This is a genomic window from Actinomyces naeslundii, from assembly GCF_001956585.1.
GTDB lineage: Bacteria > Actinomycetota > Actinomycetes > Actinomycetales > Actinomycetaceae > Actinomyces > Actinomyces naeslundii.
The window spans coordinates 114698-132484 of record NZ_MSRR01000003.1 but is presented as its reverse complement, the minus strand read 5'-3'; the positions used below and the strand labels follow the sequence as shown (position 1 = coordinate 132484).

Sequence of the window (17787 nt, the reverse complement as noted above, 5' to 3'; positions counted from 1 at the left end):
TCCTCGGTCCGCGACCGGCTCGACTCGCTCGTGCTGTGAGCCCCGGGCCGCCCGCGTCCGCAGGCGCCCGCCGGATCGGCGTGACTTTCACGTGGTTCCTACTGGCCTCCGAGGAAGGTACGGCGAGCCAAGGTGATACGGTCGAGCAGCTCGGACTCCTTGGCGGAGAAATCGGCCTGGGCGTGACCGTCCACGGCCTGCTGACGCAGCTGGGCGAGCTCCGCGGCAGTCTTCTGGAAGACGGCCATCGCGTGCACCGCCTGCGGTCCTCGGGAGACGGCCCAGCGCCTGCCCAACCGGCGACCCTTTCCGGTGGTGAGCATCTGGACCTCGGCCGGTGCGAACCAGCCTGCACGGGCGTAGTCATCGAGCCTGCTGCGCATGGTCATACGTTCGGCCCAACGCAACCACGCCACGATCCCCATGCTGACGATGAACACCGGAACACTCACCAGAACGAACATCACGACGGGGTTCCCGCTGGCGATGACTCCGTTCCAGATGGCGTGCAAGGTGATCGCGCAGACCAGGCCGATCGGGGTCATCCAGACCCAGGCCGCCGGTGAGCGGCGCCTTGCGGACATGCCGATGGCCAATCCCGTGCAGGCGGTGAAGGTCACGTGAGCGAAGGGCGAGAACAGACCCCTGACGATGAAGATGCCGGTGATGGAGTCCCAGTACCTGATGAAGTAGCCGATGTTCTCGGCGAAGGCGAAGCCAGCCGCGACGACGGAGGCGTAGACGAGCCCGTCGACGGCCCCGTTGAAGGTACGTCTCCAGATGAGGAAGATGATGAGGACGCCGAGGCCCTTGGTGGTCTCCTCGATGAGCGGCGCAGAGACCACTGCCGAGATCTGGAAGGCCCCCTCCAGGCTGAGTGTGGACTCGGCCGCGGCGTAGAGCACCGTGGTGTTGACCAGCATGGAGATGGCGGTGGACACACCGGCTCCCCACAGGAAGGCGACGATAAGAGTAGGGAGTGGCTCGGGCTCCCAGCGGTCGATCCAGAACACGACGAGGAGTACGAGCCCCAGGGGGATGAGAGCCAGGAGAATAGCCGCGGACAGCACGGAGAGGTCCGAGGCCGACTGAGAGGCGAGCCAGATGACGACGAGCATGAGACCAGCACCGAGCAGTGCGAGAACCAGCCGTGCGATGAACTCACCCGTTCTTCTCTCGGAGTGCGGACCTGGGCGAGTCCAGGCCGGCACGGCCTGCGGATCAGCCCGTCCCTCTGGAGCGAAGGGCGCACTCTCCCGGTGGACCTGGTAACGCTGCCCGATGCCGGGACGCGCACTGGTACCGGTGGAGGTCTGCGGCAATGCGCTGGAGCGCTGGTATCCGGGGCGGGGTGCCCAGGGGCTGGGGGGCATGCTCATTGGTTCACCTCGGTTGCACCTCGTCGTCGTGGGTCGGCTGCGCCTCGGGGGTGGTGTCGTCGTCGGCGTCGAAGGTCTGGGGCATGGGAGCGTGCCCGGCCAGGTGACACACCCGAACGAGCAGCCGGCTCCTGAGCGCCTGGGCCTCGCTGACATGGGTGTTGTGGAACCTGCGGGCCAGAATCAGGCGGGAGCAGGCCCGATCCAGCCGACTGAGAGCAGGCCTGCTCAACGGGTCCTCGGACAGCTCGCAGCGAGCGGACTCGGAGACCACCGTGCGAAGGACCCGGCTGAGATCGGACTCAATGAGGGCACGGCTGCGCGTGGCCCGCACGGCCCCGGCCGCCACGCCTGCGGCATCAGTTGCGGCATCGAGGCGCGGCGAGGTGTCGAGTCCGTCGTCGACGATGGGGCCCTCGGCATCGAGCGCCTCGCGGGCGGCCCTGGTGAGCAGCAGGCTGGAGGCGGGGTCCAGAGCACGGGTAGTGGCCAGGTCCGCCGCGGCCTCGGCCCGATGGACGAGCTGGGCCTCGAGCGTGGCGCGTGATCCCAGGACCTGGCGGTGCAGGCGGTCGACGCGAACTGCTCGGGCGTACAGGGCCCATCCGATGGCCACGGCCAGCCCGACGAGCACCGCGACAAGGCTCCACGCCGACAGCATCGCGGCCGGCGTCCCGGAGGACACCGCTGGGAGCACTGCGACCGTGTTGGTGGGGATGCCGGTGGGGATGCCGGTCGCTTCGGTCACCGCTGTCGTCATGGTCGTCATGGTCGGTCCCTCGTCACTCCTGAAATCAGCTGCTAGTCGTCCAGGGCGTCGCGCAGCCGGCCCAGCATCGTCCGTGAGCCGGGTGCGGGAGTCACGCGGGTGTGGGCCGTGGACAGAGCCATGTCGTAGACGTCGAGCACCTCATCGGTGACCGTTGCCCAATCGTAGCGTCCCACGACCCGGGAGGCCGCCTTCTGACGGGCCTGAGCCGCGGGAACATCCCGCAAGGTGTCAATGATGACTCGGGCCAGGTCGCCGCCGTCCTCGTTGCTGAACAGCGCCCCGTAGCGTCCTTCGGCGAGTACGTCGGAGAAGGCCTTGAGGTCGGAGGCGATGACCCGGGTGCCTGCGGCCATGGCCTCGACCAGGACGATCCCGAAGGACTCCCCACCGGTCTGCGGAGCCACGTAGCAGGTGGCCGAGGCCAGCATAGCGGCCTTGTCCTCGTCACTGACTCCCCCCAGGAAGACCACGGAGTCACCGAAACGTGCGAGCTCATCGCGGATCTCCTGGGCCTGGCCGCGACCGGCGATGAGGAAGCGCGCCCCCGGTACGGACTCCAGCACGGTGGGAATGGCGTCAGCCAGGACTCGCAGCCCCTTGCGAGGCTCGTCGAGACGCCCCAGGAAGGAGATGGTGGGGGCGTCCTCAGTCCCTTGGAAGCGGGGGTCGTCCTTGGGCGCGCCGGCGAAGGGAGCGACGTTGACCCCGTTGGGGATGACGACGGCGTCGCCGCCGTGGTACTGGATGAGGGTGCGGCGAGCCTCCTCCGAGACGGCGATGCGCGCCGAGAGCTTCTCTATGAGCGGCACCGTCGCCGGGCTCAGCAGCTCACGAGCCAGCGAACGGTCCATGGCGGCGTGGAAGGTGCCCACGACCGGGCCGGTGGCTGCCTGGAGGGTCAGCATCCCGACACTGGGGGTGATGGGCTCGTGGATGTGCAGGATGTCGAAGTCGCCGGCCTCCAGCCACCGCCTGGCCCGTCGGGCCACGAGCGCACCGAAGTTCAGGCGCGCCACCGAGCCGTTGTAGGGGATGGCGATGGAGTCCCCGGCGCTGGTGACCCAGTCCGGCAGTTCGGTGTCCTGGGACGCCGGTGCGAGGACCTGAACCTCATGGCCGCGTCGGAACAGCTCACCGGCCAGGTCCATGACATGAACCTGGACGCCTCCGTGCGCGTCGAAGGAGTACGGGCAGACAATGCCGATCCTCATACGTCCTCCTTGTTGGCGACCTGCTGCTCGCGGGCATGGCTGCGGGCCAGGCGCTCCTGGTCCAGGTCGGCGTCGAAGACGGGTTGAAGCATGTGCCAGTCCTCGGCGTGCTCGGCGATCAACGGCGCGAGCTCGGCGACCCAGGCCCGGGTGTGCGCTGCTACCTGGTCCCGCCCCACCAGCTGGGACGGCGCCGGAACCTTGCGGGCGGTCAGGACCAGCCCCCAGGGAGACCCTGCCCGACGGCGTCGCTCACCGGTCAGGGGCTCGTAGTGGATCGCAGCGGCGTACAGGGGCCGTCCCAGACGCTGGGCGATCGCGGCCGGTCCAGCCGCGACCCGGGCGGTGGCGTCACCCAGCTGGACGGTGATACCGGCCGAGGACAGGTCCCGGTCGGCCAGAAGGGCCACGACGTAGTGACCTTGACCGGCCACCTCAAGGAGCCGGTCGAAGACCTTCTCCCCGTGGGCCTGGCCGATGATCCGCATCCCCAGTCCCTCTCGGAAGGAGACGAACTGCTCGAAGAGGTCGTCAGGCTTGAGACGCTCGGCAACAGTGAGGACGGTGGCGAGCTCACGGCAGGCCCAGGCGCCGATGAGGTCCCAGTTACCCATATGCGGCAGCGCCATGACGATGCTGCCTGCGCGTACGTCCTCGTGCAGCTGGGGGTCGAGATCCGCGCGTACCCGCGCAAGGACCTGCTCCGAGGTGATTCCGGGCAGGGCGAAGGCCTCGTAGAAGTAGCGCATGTAGGAGCGCATTCCCGCTCGCGTGGCCCGGCGCAGTGAGCGCGGTGGTGTCCCACTGGGAAGGACACGGGACAGGTTGCGCTCAAGCTGTCCGACACCGGTGGTGGAGCGCCGCAGACGGTGCCAGGCCCACAGAGCGTCCGCGACGGTATGCGCCAGGCCGTAGCCCACCGGAGCGGGCAGGCGGCGGGTACCGAGCCAGGCCAGGCGGTAGGCGTCGGAGACCGTGGGCAGTCGCATCCTCATGCAGGTTCTCCTGTCCGCTGGGTCTGGCGGTAGACGGTCCACACGCGTTGGATCACGGTGATGAAGGAGGCGATCGCCACGTAGCCGAGCGCCGCGGTCAGCACCCACTGGGGCGCGCCTAGTCCTACGACGAAAGTGGCGCCGAGCGCCACGAGGAGACGGTCGGTGCGCTCAGCGATCCCCACCTTGGCCGTGGCACCGATCGACTCGGCCCGAGCCCGGGCGTAGGGGACGGTGGCCGCCAGGATCATGGCGGCCAGGGCGGCCACGATCGTCGTGGTACGCAGCGTGCCGGCAGGCATGGACAGCGCGGCCCAGGCCGCCAGGGATCCCAGGACGGCGCCGTCGGCCAGACGATCCATGGTGGAGTCCAGGAAGGCTCCGAAGACCGAGCTCCTGGCGGTGGCCCGTGCCAGGATCCCGTCGAAGGAGTCGGCCACCAGTACCACGAGCAGGACAAGAGGGCCTGCCACGAAGTGCCCTCGGGGCAGGAGGGTGACCGCTGCCGTCACCGACAGGATCGTCCCGGTGACGGTGAGCATGTTGGGAGTCACCCCGAGCCGACCGAGAGCGAGGGCGGGGCGGGTGAACAGGGCCTTGGTCAGACCACGTCCGTGGTTGCCGAGCATGGAGTCCTTAGTTCTGAGATGAAGGAGTCGGTGAGTCGATCAGCCGAACAAGGTGAGCTGAGACGGGCAGGAGCGTCTCAGCATGGCGGTGATCGTCGCGGAGTGACAAGGGGTATCAGTCCCCAGGCCCCTGAGCACCGGTGGTCCAGGCCGAGGCGAGCATGTCCCGCTGCTCGCCGAGGAGCTGGGGAACCGGCTTGGTCCGACCGATGATGGGCATGAAGTTCGCGTCCCCCTTCCAGCGCGGCACGATGTGCTGGTGGAGGTGGGCGGCGATTCCCGCTCCGGCGACCTCTCCCTGATTCATCCCCAGGTTGAAGCCGTGGGGGTGGCTCACCGAGCGCACGACGCTCATAGCCGTGGCGGTCAGTCGACCGATCTCCTCGCGCTCAGCCGCGGTGGCCTCGGTCCAGTCGGAGATGTGCCGGTAGGGGCACACCAACAGGTGGCCGGTGTTGTAGGGGTAGAGATTCATGATGACGTAACTGGTCTCACCCCGGTGGACGATCAGTGCCTCCTCGTCGCTGCGAGTCGGTCCCGTACAGAAGGGGCACTGGTCAGGGGTGTCGTCGGTGGGCCTGTTCTGCCCACCGATGTAGACCATGCGGTGCGGCGTCCACAGGCGCTGAAAGGCCTGCGGGGCGTCCTCGTGGTAGAAGGGCACCTCCGCCGCGACACCGTCACCGGCGGGGAGGCCTGTGGGCCTCTCCTCAGTCCTCTCCTCGCTCACGTCCTCAGTCACTGTGCAGCTTCTCCCCCGCCGGGTCGTTGATACGGGCGTCGATGACGCTGACGATGTGCGCCACGGCCTCCTTGGCGGGAACACCGTTGGTCTGCTCGCCGTCACGGAACCGGAAGGAGACGGCGCCGGCCTCGGCGTCCTCCCCACCGGCGATGAGAGTGAAGGGGACCTTGTCCTTCGAGGCGTTGCGGATCTTCTTGCCGAAGCGGTCGTCGGAGTGGTCCACCTCGACGCGCACACCCTGGGCGCGCAGCTGGGCGGCGACGTCGTCGACATAGGCGTCGAAGGCCTCGGCGACGGGGATGAGGCGGACCTGCACCGGCGAGAGCCAGGCGGGGAAGGCGCCAGCGTAGTGCTCGGTGAGCACCCCGATGAAACGCTCCACGCTGCCCAGCTTGGCGGAGTGGATCATGATGGGGCGCTGGTGGGTACCGTCGGCGGCCGTGTACTCCAGGTCGAAGCGCTCGGGCTGGTTGAAGTCGTACTGGATGGTGGACATCTGCCAGGTGCGGCCGATGGCGTCCTTGACCTGCACCGAGACCTTGGGACCGTAGAAGGCCGCACCACCGGGGTCCGGGACGACCTCGAGCCCGGAGGCGTCGCAGGCGTCCTGAAGGGCCTGCGTGGCGGCGGCCCAGTCGGCGTCGGAGCCGATGAACTTGTCCTTCTTGGCGCCGTCCTCGTCGCGGGTGGACAGCTCGAGGTAGAAGTCGGTCAGCCCGAAGGCCTTGAGGATGGACAGGAAGAAGTCGATCTGGGAGCGGATCTCCTCACCGGCCTGCTCAGGCGTGCAGTAGGTGTGCGAGTCGTCCTGGGTGAAACCGCGCATGCGGGTCAGGCCGTGGACGACGCCGGACTTCTCGTAGCGGTAGTCGTGGCCCATCTCGAAGAAGCGCAGCGGCAGCTCGCGGTAGGAGCGCCCCCGGGAGCGGAAGATGAGGTTGTGCATCGGGCAGTTCATGGCCTTGAGGTAGTACTCCTGGCCGGCCTTGGTGATGTTGCCCTCGGCGTCGCGCTCCTCATCGGCGAGCATGGGCGGGAACATGGTGTCGGCGTAGTAGGGCAGATGGCCCGAGGTGTGGAAGAGCCCGCCCTTGGAGATCTCGGGGGTGTGGACGAAGTCGAAGCCGTAGTCCTGGTGGCGGTCGACGACGTACTGCTCGATCTGGTGGCGCAGCATGGCGCCCTTGGGATGGAAGACCACGAGGCCGGGGCCGATCTCCTCGGGGAAGGAGTAGAGGTCGAGCTCGGCGCCGAGCTTGCGGTGGTCGCGCTTGGCGGCCTCGGCCAGACGGGTCTGGTAGGCCTTGAGGTCATCCTTGCTGGCCCAGGCGGTTCCGTAGATGCGCTGGAGGGAGTCGCCGGACTGGTCGCCCTTCCAGTAGGCCGACGAGGACTTGGTCAGCGCGAAGCCCCGTCCGATGAGGCGGGTCGAGGGCAGGTGGGGGCCGCGGCACAGATCCGTCCAGGCGACGCTCCCGTCGCGCCGGACGTTGTCGTACATGGTGAGTCCCCCGGCACCGACCTCCACCGAGGCCCCCTCGGCACCCGCGCCCTTGGTCGTGATGAGCTCGAGCTTGTAGGGCTGGTCCGCCAGCTCCTCGCGCCCCTCGGCCTCGGAGATGTCACGGCGCACGAAGCGCTGCCCCTCCTTGACGATCCGCTTCATGCGCTTCTCGATCTCGCGCAGCATCTCGGGGGTGACGGCGTCGATGGCGCCGAAGTCGTAGTAGAAGCCGTCAGTGATGAAGGGGCCGATGCCGAGATCGACCCCCGGGAACATCTCCTGAACGGCCTGCGCCATGACGTGGGTGGCACTGTGGCGCAGGATGTTCAGGCCGTCCTCGCTGGACAGGGTGATGGGCTCGACGACGGCGCCTGCCGGGACCTGGCGGTCCAGGTCCCAGGGCTCGCCGTTGACGCGCATCGCGACGACGCCGTCCTTCTTGACGGCGTCCTGCAGGAGGAGCGTCCCCGTGGTGCCCGCCTCGATGGTGCGCGGTGCGCCGTCGAGGGTGATATCGATCGTGGGCTTGTCTGACACGGGCTCGTCTCCTCTTGCATCGGTATGGGGCGCTGTACTGGTGCACCCCGGTTCGGCCGCGAGTCTACGTCGTGGGCGCGCGGACTCAGTGCTCCCGTGAGCCACGCCGCGCGCGCAGTGCGTCACGCAGGCGCTTGGCAGTGGCCATCCCGGAGTAGATGACCCGGGAGACCGGGACGTCCCAGGCGCCGTCGACCTCGGTGACGTGCTGGGCGTAGCGCTTCTTGTACTGACCCACCGTGTAGAGCGAGGGGACACGGGTGGAGCCGGCGCCCATGAGGTCCAGGCCGCGGTAGCCCTCCTGAGCGAGGGTGCAGGCGGCCCACCAGTCCAGGGCCTCTGCTCCGCGGAAGGTACGCGACTCGTTGGAGGAGGCGCCGTAGTACGCCACGGAGTCCTTACCGGAGGTGAGGATGAGGTCCCAGGCGTGGGGGACCCCGTCCTTGCGCAGGACGAACAGGCGGGCGTTCTTCTCCCCCAGGGCCGTCAACATGGTCCAGTAGACCTCGGCGTCGTGAGGCTTGAAGCCGTCGCGCTCAGCGGTCTCACGCAGGACCTCGTAGACCTTGTCGAACTCCTCACGGCTCAGACCGGTCTCGTCGCTGATGGTGCAGCCGGCCTCCCGGGCCACGCGCTCGGCGCGCTTGACCGCGCGGCGCCCGTCCTTGGGCATGACCGCCGCCATCTTCTCAGGCGTCTTGGGCACCAGGTCGATGACGTAGGTACGGTCGTAGGTGATGGTGGACAGCAGCTCTCGCAGGTCGGTGTCGCGGTAGCGGGCGTGCATGCGGATGAAGCGCACGGAGCGGTCGCGCTCCTTGACCACTGCGCGCAGCAGCCGGCGCAGGTGCGCCTCACGCTCGGGCGACTGCTCCTTGAGCCAGACCGGACCGTGCTTGGCCCACAGGAAGGTCTGACCTCCCATCTCGTAGCGGTACAGGGCGATGGCGGCTACGGGCTTGCCCTCGTCCTCATAGAGGTAGCGCCCCCACAGGGGACGCCCCATGGCCTCCTCGAAGCGCTCCCAGGCCTCGGTCTGCTCGACCGGGAAAGGGCTGTTGCCCACGGCCAGGCGCATCTCGCGCCCGTCGACCCGCCGCAGGGTCTCGGAGCGGTCCGAGGTGGAGTGCACCGGCTCAGGGTGCGTGGGCCGAGAGGCCTTGGGTTTGTCGGTCTTGGCAGACTTGTCGGTCGTGTCGACCTTCTGCTCGGGCTGCTCGGGCTCGCCGTCCTTCCGCCCCTTCTCGTTCAGCTGAGTCGTCTGAGCCTTCTCGGGGGTCTGTGCGGCAGTATCGGCCGTGGCGTCAGTCGTGGCGTCGGGGGTGGTGCTGTCGGGCATGTTCTCGTTCTCGGGCATTCAGCGGGACCTGTCGACTCGTTGCGGATAGTTGCGGGCGAACTTGCGGTAGTGGTTGAGGCGCTGGAGCTCGATCGTGACGCGCCGGCGAAGCGATCGCTCGGCCGGGTCGCGCAGCGGGTCGATGCCCCGCCCCAGGCTCTTGGCCTTGCGGCGCAGCGCCTCATCGGACACGTAGCGTGCGATGACGCCGTCGGGAACCAGGGAGTAGAGGACCTGCCGGGTGACCTCGACGGGCTCGTCGCGCTGGTCCAGGACCAGGTCCTTGAGCATGACGGCCATGGGGTTGGCGCCGGCGGCGGTCAGGTAGAAGGAGTTGCGGCCGATACGGGGGTTGACCTCGAAGAAGAGCTCTCGCCCATCGCGGGGGTCCACCTTGATGTCGAGGTTGGCGAATCCACGGTACCCGGCGTGGCGCAGCAGACGGCTCGTGGCGTCCCACAGGTCGGGGAAGGCCTCGGTGATCATGGCAACCGGGTTGCCGATCATGGTCGGGGCGTGGTCCTGCAGGAGAACTCGCGCCGAGCCGATGAGGCGCAGCTCGCCGGTGGAGTCCATGTAGGCGGTCACCGAGCGCATGGCGGTGTCATCACCGGGAATGCACTCCTGGACCAAGAAGGTCGAGCGGTATCCGGCGTCCTTCAGGCTTCGCCACATGCCGGCCAGCTCGGCGTCGTCGTCGATGAACCAGATCTTGCGCTTGCCGGGGAAGGAGATGCGATCGTAGTCGGCGCCGATGGCCGCCTTGGCCACGAGCGGGAACTCCAGGCCGAGCTCGGAGGCGGAGGTCGGGGGCTCGCAGTCGGGATCTGCCAGGTCGACGACGACCTCCCGGGGCGTGAGCACTCCCACCTCAGCGCACAGCCGGGAGAAGGAGGCCTTGTCGCTGACGGCGTCGAGCACGTCGATGTCCGGGAAGGGCAGCACGTAGGTGGGCTCGAGCTCACTGCGGTGGGCGGAGATCATGGCCGCTGCGGCGTCGGTGTTGGCCATGAGGACCGCGCTGCGAGGGTCGCGCCCCTGAACCAGACGCTGCAGCAGCGCGATCGTCCGCTCCGGCGCCGCACCGGCCTCCTGGTGGACGACGGTGATGTAGGCCGACTCACTGATCGCCACGATCGGGTCCGAGGCCACGATCGTCACCGGGGTACCGGTGACCTCGTGAAGCTGTCGCGCCAGGGCGTAGGCACCGATGTCACCGCCGAGGACCACGGGCAGCAGATGCCTGAAGCGTTCCGTCATAACCATCCGTTTCTTGCCGCGGGGACCAACTCCTCCCCAGATGGTAGAGCACACCGGCACGCACCGTTCCCGGGCCTCGACGAGACATCACGATCCGAACACGCACCCGACGTCGGACACCGCGCAGCAACCGGGAGCATCCTGCAGGATTCCAGTCGATTCCCACCGTAGTCGTCGACGGGGGCGCAGTCTCGCGGTGACACACACCACCAGGAGCACACCGATAGCCCTCGACACCCCCGCCCCGCAGGGAACCCGGACCACAGCAAGAAAAAGTCCGAAGCATCATGCTCCGGACTCACCTGCTCTTCAATCCTGGTGGGCGATACTGGGATCGAACCAGTGACCTCTTCCGTGTCAGGGAAGCGCGCTCCCGCTGCGCCAATCGCCCGAGCGGATGACGGGACTCGAACCCGCGACCCTCACCTTGGCAAGGTGATGCTCTACCAACTGAGCCACATCCGCGTGACACCCTTGTGGGGTGCGGGAAGAAAGTTAGCAGAGGTATCCCCCGGAGGCAAAACCGGCCCGACCCCGTTCCTTCATGAGGTGTCTCACGCTTCAGGAAGCTCCTCTGACGACCATAGGAGAATGTGGCGGGGCTCGGGCGGATGACGGATCGACGTGACATGTCTTTCTCCCACACTCCTGCCTTCACACCGCAGTCGTGGCAGGGTTGTCCTTATGACCACGCCGACGACACCGACGCCTCAGGCCACTCAGGAACCTCAGGAAGCTCCGCAGCGCCAGATCTGGCCCGGTCACCCCTACCCGCTCGGGGCGACCTACGACGGCTCAGGAACGAACTTCGCCCTCTACTCCTCGGCCGCGACCGGCGTCGATCTGTGCCTGTTCGACGACGACGGTCACGAGGAGCGGGTGGCGCTCAAGGAGGTCGACGGCGATGTCTGGCACGCCTACCTCCCCGGGGTCTCACCGGGACAGAAGTACGGTTACCGCGTGACCGGCCCCTATGAGCCCGCCTCCGGTCACCGCTGCGACCCGTCCAAGCTGCTGCTGGACCCCTACGCCAAGGCGATCTCCGGCGAGGTGACCCCGTCCCAGACGCTGTACTCCTACTCCTTCGACAACCCGGAGGTGCGCAACGAGGAGGACTCGGCGGGACACACCATGCGCTCAGTGGTCATCACCCCCTACTTCGACTGGGGTCATGACCGTCCCCCGGGTCACGAGTACCACGAGACGATCATCTACGAGGCCCATGTCAAGGGCATGACCCAGCTGCACCCCCTGGTTCCCGAGAACCTGCGGGGCACCTATGCCGGCCTGGCCCAGCCGGCCGTCATCGACCACCTCAAGAACCTGGGCGTCACCGCCATCGAGCTCATGCCGGTCCACCAGTTCGTCAATGACACCCACCTGCAGGAGAAGGGGCTGTCGAACTACTGGGGCTACAACACGATCGGGTTCTTCGCCCCGCACAACACCTACGCCGCCTACGGATCCGAGGGGCAGCAGGTCCAGGAGTTCAAGTCGATGGTCAAGGCCTTCCACGAGGCAGGCATCGAGGTCATCCTGGACGTGGTCTACAACCACACGGCCGAGGGCAACCACCTGGGCCCCACCCTGTCCTTCCGCGGCATCGACAACAGCTCCTACTACCGGCTCGTCGACGGCTCGCCGACCCACTACTTCGACACCACCGGCACCGGCAACTCGCTGCTCATGCGCTCACCGGCCGTGCTCCAGCTCATCATGGACTCGCTGCGTTACTGGGTCACTGAGATGCACGTGGACGGGTTCCGCTTCGACCTGGCCTCCACCCTGGCCCGCCAGTTCCACGAGGTCGACAAGCTCAGCGCCTTCTTCGACATCATTCACCAGGACCCGGTGCTCTCCCAGGTCAAGCTCATCGCCGAGCCCTGGGACGTGGGCGACGGCGGTTACAACGTGGGCGGGTTCCCGGCCCTGTGGAGCGAGTGGAACGGGAAGTACCGCGACACCGTGCGCGACTTCTGGCGCGGAGAGCCCTCCACGCTGGGCGAGTTCGCCTCCCGCATCACCGGTTCCTCCGACCTCTATCAGCACGCCGGGCGCACCCCGGTGGCCAGCATCAACTTCGTCACCGCCCACGACGGCTTCACGATGCACGACCTGGTCTCCTACAACGAGAAGCACAACGAGGCCAACCTCGAGGGCAACGCCGACGGCAGCAACAACAACCGCTCCTGGAACTGCGGCACCGAAGGGCCCACCGACGACCCGACGATCACCGAGCTGCGTCATCGCCAGACCCGCAACTTCCTGGCCACCATCCTGTTCAGTCAGGGCGTGCCCATGATCTGCCACGGAGATGAGCTGGGCAGGACCCAGGGAGGCAACAACAACGCCTACTGTCAGGACAACGAGATCTCCTGGATCGACTGGAACCTCGATGAGCAGGACAAGGACCTGCTGGAGTTCACTCGAACCATCATGTGGCTGCGTCGGGACCACCCGGTGCTGCGGCGTCGGCGTTTCTTCACCGGGGACGCCGGCCACGGCGGCGAGAGCGAGCTCGGCGAGATCGAGTGGCTCACTCCGGCCGGTGAGTCGATGACCGATCAGGACTGGACCACCTGGTACGCCCGCGCCATGATGGTCTTCCTCAACGGGGAGGCCATTGCCGAGCCCGATGAACGAGGCCAGAGGATCGTGGACAACTCCTTCCTCGTGCTCATCAACGCCTCCGACGAGGACATCACCTTCACTCTCCCGGGCGAGGGCTACTCCCCCACCTGGAAGGTCGCCCTGGACACGGCGCCTGCCGTGGACGGGGACTCCGACCCGGTTCTCGCCGCGGACGAGACCGTCGTGGTTGAGGCCCGCTCCATGCTCTTCCTCATGGACGCCCCCGACTCGACCGCCACGACGGAGCGGCTCCAGCACTAGGAGCCGGAGCGGCTGACACACAACCCAGAGCGTCGGACACAGGCACACCGTCCGACGCACGCCAGACGAGCTCAGGAAGTCATATGACCGACGCAGTGGACGCAGCAGTGGATTCATCCGTCTCCGTGGACTCGGCGGAGACTCCCGCCTACGCCCCCTGGTCCGGGCACGTGCCGGCCCCTGAGCAGCGCACGCCGGTGACCACCTACCGCCTCCAGCTGGGAGCGGACCTCACCTTCGCCGATGCCAAGGCGCTGGTCCCCTACCTGGCCGACCTCGGGGTCACCGACCTCTACCTCTCCCCGGTGCTGGCAGCTGCGCCGGGCTCCACCCATGGCTACGACGTCGTCGACCACCGCCGTATCTCCGCCGTCATGGGTGGGCGCGACCAGCTGGAGTCCCTGGCCGCCGAGGCCGCAGCCCACAAGATGGGCATCGTGGTGGACATCGTTCCCAACCACATGGCGGTTCCGACCCCCGGCTGGCACAACCTGCCCCTGTGGTCAGTGCTGCGCGAGGGGCCGGACTCCCCCTATGCCGCCTGGTTCGACCTCTCCCTGGACGAGCCCATTCTCATGCCGATCCTGGGCAAGCGCATCGGTGCCGTCCTGGCCGACGAGGAGCTCACCCTGGAGCAGGTGGTTGTGCCCGGCCAGGAGGAGCTGGGGGAGCAGTGGGTGCTGCGCTACTACGACCACGCCTTCCCCGTCGCCCAGGGCACCGAGGCCCTGCCGATGCACGTGCTCGTCGAGCGCCAGCACTACCGTCTGGCCTACTGGAAGGTCGGCGACGAGGAGATCAACTACCGGCGGTTCTTCGACGTCGGCACGCTGGCCGCGATCCGGGTCGAGAACCCCGATGTCTTTGCCGGCAGCCACGGCCTCATCCTGGAGCTGATGAGTGCCGGAGTCATCAGTGCGCTGCGCGTCGACCACCCCGACGGCCTGGCCGACCCCGGCGGCTACCTCACCCAGCTGGCCGAGGCCACCGCAGGATCGTGGATCGCAGCGGAGAAGATCCTGGCTCCTGACGAGTCCCTGCCCACCTCGTGGCCGGTGGCCGGGACCACCGGCTACGACGCCGCCTGGAGAATCGACCAGCTCCAGGTCGACCCCGCCGGTGCCGCCCGGCTGGGGGCGCTCATGCAGGAGCTCACCGGGGACGCCCCGGTGGACTACGACCGCATCGTCGAGGAGGCCAAGCGTGAGGTCATCGCCGGTTCGCTGGCCTCGGAGGTGGACCGGCTGGCCCGGGTCCTGGACTCCCTGACCTCGCAGGACGTTCGCCTGCGCGACCACACCCTGCGTGATCTGCGGGCCTGCATCGTCGAACTGCTCGTGGCCGCGGACCAGTACCGGGTCTACGTCGTCCCGGGAACACCCACCAACCCAGAGACGGCCGCCATCCTGCATGACGACGCCGAGCGCGCCCGTCAGCGTCTCGAACCGGATCAGAGCGAGACCCTCGACCTCGTGGTCGCCATCCTCCTGGGCGAGCCGGTCGGATCCGAGGGGCTGTCGGAGTCCCCGGAGCGCGCCGAGGCAGTCATCCGCTTCCAGCAGGTGTGCGGAGCCGTCACCGCCAAGGGCGTGGAGGACACGGCCTTCTACCGCTGGACCCATCTGACCAGCCTCACCGAGGTCGGCGGCAACCCGGCCGGCTTCGCGCTGAGTGCCGACGAGGCCCACGCGTGGGCCGACCGGGTCCAGAACATCTGGCCCGACACGATGGTCACCTCCACCACCCACGACACCAAGCGCGGTGAGGACGTGCGCGCGCGCCTGGACGTGCTGGCCTCCTACGCCGACGAGTGGAGCGATCTCGTCCACCGTCTACGTGCCATGACCGCCCAGGCCCGCCCGCTGGACCTTGATGGACGCAGTGAGAACCTGTTGTGGCAGACCCTGTGGGGCACCTGGGCACCCGACAGTGACGACCCGATGACCCCCGAGCGCCTGAGCGCCTATCTCATCAAGGCCTCACGGGAGCAGAAGATCTGGACCACCTGGACCGCCCCTGACCTGCCCCGTGAGCAGGCCCTGACCGACTACGCCACCCACCTGCTCACCCACGAGGAGGTCACTCGTGAGATCGAGGCCTTCGCGACCCTGACGGCCAAGGCCGTGCGCACCGCCATCCTGGCCAGCAAGGCGCTCGCCCTGACCTGGATGGGGGTCAGCGACATCTACCAGGGCAGCGAGACCACCCGCACCTCCCTGGTGGACCCCGACAACCGCCGCGCGGTCGACTACGCCGGGCCCAGCGGCCTCATCACCACCCTGGCGCGTCTCGACTCCGGCGCCGCCCCGCGCAACCTCGACGAGGACAAGCTCTTCCTGACCTCTCGTCTGGCGCGCCTGCGCGCCTCAAGACCCGATACCTTCGTCGGCCCCCGGTCGGGCTACCGGACGATTCCGGTGACCACATCCTTCGCCTTCGCCTACACCCGTCTGCTCGACGAGGTCCCTGATGTCGTCATCATCGTCAGGCGCCTGTCCAAGCGGCTCGAGCAGCTGGGAGGGTGGCGTGAGGAGAGCATCGTCCTGCCCGAGGGGACCTGGGAGGACGTCCTGCACGGCGGGACCGTGGAGGGCGGCAACCAGCCCCTGGCCGACGTGGTCGGAGACGCTCCCGTCGTCGTCCTGGCCAAGGTCGCCTCCCCGACCTCCCCGGCTGGCACTGTCCCGTCCATCCAGCCCACTGAGGAGGTCACCCCATGAGCCCCAAGCCCCAGACCTGGACCTCCCCCGCCCTTCCCGTGGGACCGCGGGTGCCCGTGTGGGCCCCCGCGGCACAGACCGTCGACCTGTACCTGCCGGGCCAGGACCGTCTGGTCGGCATGATCCCTGTCCCGGGCGGCTGGTGGACCGCTCCTTTCGACCTGGAGCCGGGCACCGACTACGCCTTCCGCGTCGACGGCTCGCCGAATCGCCCCGACCCTCGCAGCGCCCTGCAGCCCGACGGCGTCCACGGTCCCTCACGCACCGTGGACCCGGACACCTGGCGGTGGACCGACCAGAATTGGGCGGGCAAGGACCTGCGCGGCTCGGTCATCTACGAGCTCCACGTGGGCACCTTCACCCCCGAGGGCACCCTGGATGCCGCCGTCTCACGCCTGGGACACCTGGTCGATCTGGGCGTCGACATCGTTGAGCTCATGCCGCTGGCGGCCTTCCCCGGCAAGGCCGGCTGGGGCTACGACGGGGTGGGACTGTGGGCCGTCCACGAGGCATACGGCGGCCCCGACGCCCTGGCCCGCTTCGTCGACGCCGCCCACAACGCCGGCATCGGCGTGTGCCTCGACGTCGTCTACAACCACCTGGGTCCATCGGGCAACTACCTCAGCGTCTTCGGACCCTACTTCACCCCCGCCCACCACACTCCCTGGGGCGAGGCCGTCAACTACGACCACGACGGCAGTCAGCAGGTGCGCGCCTTCGTCATCGACTCCGCCCTGCGCTGGATGCGGGACTTCCACATCGACGCCCTGCGCCTGGACGCCATCCACGAGATCAAGGACGACGCCGCAGCCGCCGCCACGCCTCAGAGGCACGTTCTGGCCGAGCTCTCGGACGCCGTGGCCGCCCTGTCCATCGAGCTCGGACGCCCCCTGAGCCTGGTGGCCGAGGCCGACCTCAACGACGTCGGGGTCATCACCCCCACCAGTGAGGAGCCGCCGGCCAAGGTCCCGAGCCTGGGCATGACCGCCCAGTGGGCCGACGACGTCCACCACGCCCTGCACGTCCGACTCACCGGGGAGGATCAGGGCTACTACGGCGACTTCGCCGAGGTCGGCGCCTGGGCCAAGGCCTATGGCCGGGCCTTCCTCCACAACGGCACCTGGTCCACCTTCCGGGAGCGGAACTGGGGGGCACCCGTGCCCGAGGACACCGACCCCCGCCGCTTCGTGGTCTTCGGCTCCGACCACGACCAGGTAGGCAACCGCGCCGTCGGAGACCGTCCCTCGGTCATCCTCGACGATGCCGCCCTGGCAGCCACCGCCGCCCTGGTGCTCCTGTCGCCCTACACACCGATGCTCTTCATGGGCGAGGAGTGGGGAACGCGCACTCCCTTCCAGTTCTTCACCGACCACGAGGAGGACGACCTGGCCCGTAGCGTCAGCGAGGGGCGTGTCAGGGAGTTCGCCGGATTCGGCTGGGACGCCGATGAGATCCCCGACCCCCAGGCCGCCGCGACCGTTGAGGCCTCGCGCCTGCGCTGGTCCGAGCTGGACGAGGCCGAGCACGCCCGCGTACTGGCCTGGTACCAGGCGCTGACCACCCTGCGCCGCAACCTGGATTGGTCCCAACGCACCGCCTGGCCGCAGGTCGACGAGATCGATGACGTGCTCATGGTGACCTACGACGACATCGTCGTGGCGGCCAACCTCTCCGGTCAGGAGCGTCCCGCACCCGCCCTGAGCACGGTGCTGCTGTCCTGGGACCCATTCGATGCCGCCGCTCCGTCCCTGTCTCCCGGCCAGACGCTCATCGCCCGGCGCTGACGGACCACGCCGGGGATGCT

The 17787-nt window shown here is 68.2% G+C and carries 12 protein-coding genes and 2 tRNA genes; 3 read left to right on the top strand and 11 right to left on the bottom strand.

Annotated elements, in window-relative coordinates; translation table 11 throughout:
* Window positions 1–98: 98 nt before the first annotated feature.
* The 11 genes from BKH33_RS01580 to BKH33_RS01525 form a co-directional block, all read right to left on the bottom strand.
* Window positions 99–1379 (bottom strand): PrsW family intramembrane metalloprotease, encoded by a 1281-nt coding sequence (locus BKH33_RS01580; RefSeq protein ID WP_081395404.1) that lies wholly within the window; start codon window positions 1377–1379, stop codon window positions 99–101.
* 4 nt (window positions 1380–1383) lie between these two features.
* Window positions 1384–2148, bottom strand: coding sequence for a hypothetical protein (locus BKH33_RS01575; protein ID WP_003785761.1), 765 nt, complete (start codon window positions 2146–2148; stop codon window positions 1384–1386).
* Window positions 2149–2180: 32 nt separating this feature from the next.
* The gene (locus tag BKH33_RS01570; protein WP_003785766.1) at window positions 2181–3362 is read right to left on the bottom strand and encodes a glycosyltransferase family 4 protein; all 1182 of its coding nucleotides are present in this window, start codon (window positions 3360–3362) and stop codon (window positions 2181–2183) included.
* On the bottom strand, window positions 3359–4357 hold the full coding sequence (locus tag BKH33_RS01565; RefSeq protein ID WP_003785801.1) for a phosphatidylinositol mannoside acyltransferase: 999 nt from the start codon (window positions 4355–4357) through the stop codon (window positions 3359–3361). Before BKH33_RS01565 ends, BKH33_RS01570 begins: the two co-directional genes overlap by 4 nt.
* Window positions 4354–4986 (bottom strand): phosphatidylinositol phosphate synthase, encoded by a 633-nt coding sequence (gene pgsA, locus BKH33_RS01560; RefSeq protein WP_003785793.1) that lies wholly within the window; start codon window positions 4984–4986, stop codon window positions 4354–4356. The genes BKH33_RS01565 and pgsA overlap by 4 nt, the downstream gene beginning before the upstream one ends.
* A 115-nt stretch (window positions 4987–5101) precedes the next feature.
* Window positions 5102–5716 (bottom strand): HIT family protein, encoded by a 615-nt coding sequence (locus tag BKH33_RS01555; RefSeq protein ID WP_043540005.1) that lies wholly within the window; start codon window positions 5714–5716, stop codon window positions 5102–5104.
* A 4-nt stretch (window positions 5717–5720) separates the two neighbouring features.
* Complete coding sequence (gene thrS, locus BKH33_RS01550) at window positions 5721–7772, bottom strand: threonine--tRNA ligase (protein WP_003785770.1); 2052 nt, start codon at window positions 7770–7772, stop codon at window positions 5721–5723.
* Between the two features lie 85 nt (window positions 7773–7857).
* Window positions 7858–9129, bottom strand: coding sequence for a lipid II:glycine glycyltransferase FemX (locus tag BKH33_RS01545; RefSeq protein WP_003785800.1), 1272 nt, complete (start codon window positions 9127–9129; stop codon window positions 7858–7860).
* Window positions 9130–10371: a carboxylate--amine ligase gene (locus BKH33_RS01540; protein WP_003785816.1), complete on the bottom strand. Its 1242-nt coding sequence runs from the start codon at window positions 10369–10371 to the stop codon at window positions 9130–9132.
* A 316-nt stretch (window positions 10372–10687) separates the two neighbouring features.
* A tRNA-Val gene (locus BKH33_RS01530) sits at window positions 10688–10762 on the bottom strand.
* A gap of 1 nt (window position 10763) precedes the next feature.
* Window positions 10764–10836 (bottom strand) — tRNA-Gly (locus tag BKH33_RS01525).
* 219 nt (window positions 10837–11055) lie between these two features.
* Between BKH33_RS01525 and glgX the strand changes: the two genes are divergently transcribed.
* The 3 genes from glgX (at window position 11056) to treZ (ending at window position 17767) form a co-directional block, all read left to right on the top strand.
* Window positions 11056–13263: a glycogen debranching protein GlgX gene (glgX, locus tag BKH33_RS01520; RefSeq protein ID WP_003785787.1), complete on the top strand. Its 2208-nt coding sequence runs from the start codon at window positions 11056–11058 to the stop codon at window positions 13261–13263.
* An 83-nt stretch (window positions 13264–13346) separates the two neighbouring features.
* Entirely contained in the window at window positions 13347–15983 is a 2637-nt protein-coding gene (treY, locus tag BKH33_RS01515) for a malto-oligosyltrehalose synthase (RefSeq protein WP_003785812.1), read from the top strand.
* Window positions 15980–17767: a malto-oligosyltrehalose trehalohydrolase gene (gene treZ / locus BKH33_RS01510; RefSeq protein WP_076142461.1), complete on the top strand. Its 1788-nt coding sequence runs from the start codon at window positions 15980–15982 to the stop codon at window positions 17765–17767. Before treY ends, treZ begins: the two co-directional genes overlap by 4 nt.
* Window positions 17768–17787 lie beyond the last annotated feature (20 nt).

Coding starts and splice junctions, on each gene's coding strand:
- BKH33_RS01580 (WP_081395404.1), bottom strand. CDS start 1,379: ATGAGCATGCCCCCCAGCCCCTGGGCACCCCGCCCCGGATACCAGCGC.
- BKH33_RS01575 (WP_003785761.1), bottom strand. CDS start 2,148: ATGACGACCATGACGACAGCGGTGACCGAAGCGACCGGCATCCCCACC.
- BKH33_RS01570 (WP_003785766.1), bottom strand. CDS start 3,362: ATGAGGATCGGCATTGTCTGCCCGTACTCCTTCGACGCGCACGGAGGC.
- BKH33_RS01565 (WP_003785801.1), bottom strand. CDS start 4,357: ATGAGGATGCGACTGCCCACGGTCTCCGACGCCTACCGCCTGGCCTGG.
- pgsA (WP_003785793.1), bottom strand. CDS start 4,986: ATGCTCGGCAACCACGGACGTGGTCTGACCAAGGCCCTGTTCACCCGC.
- BKH33_RS01545 (WP_003785800.1), bottom strand. CDS start 9,129: ATGCCCGAGAACGAGAACATGCCCGACAGCACCACCCCCGACGCCACG.
- BKH33_RS01540 (WP_003785816.1), bottom strand. CDS start 10,371: ATGACGGAACGCTTCAGGCATCTGCTGCCCGTGGTCCTCGGCGGTGAC.
- glgX (WP_003785787.1), top strand. CDS start 11,056: ATGACCACGCCGACGACACCGACGCCTCAGGCCACTCAGGAACCTCAG.
- treY (WP_003785812.1), top strand. CDS start 13,347: ATGACCGACGCAGTGGACGCAGCAGTGGATTCATCCGTCTCCGTGGAC.
- treZ (WP_076142461.1), top strand. CDS start 15,980: ATGAGCCCCAAGCCCCAGACCTGGACCTCCCCCGCCCTTCCCGTGGGA.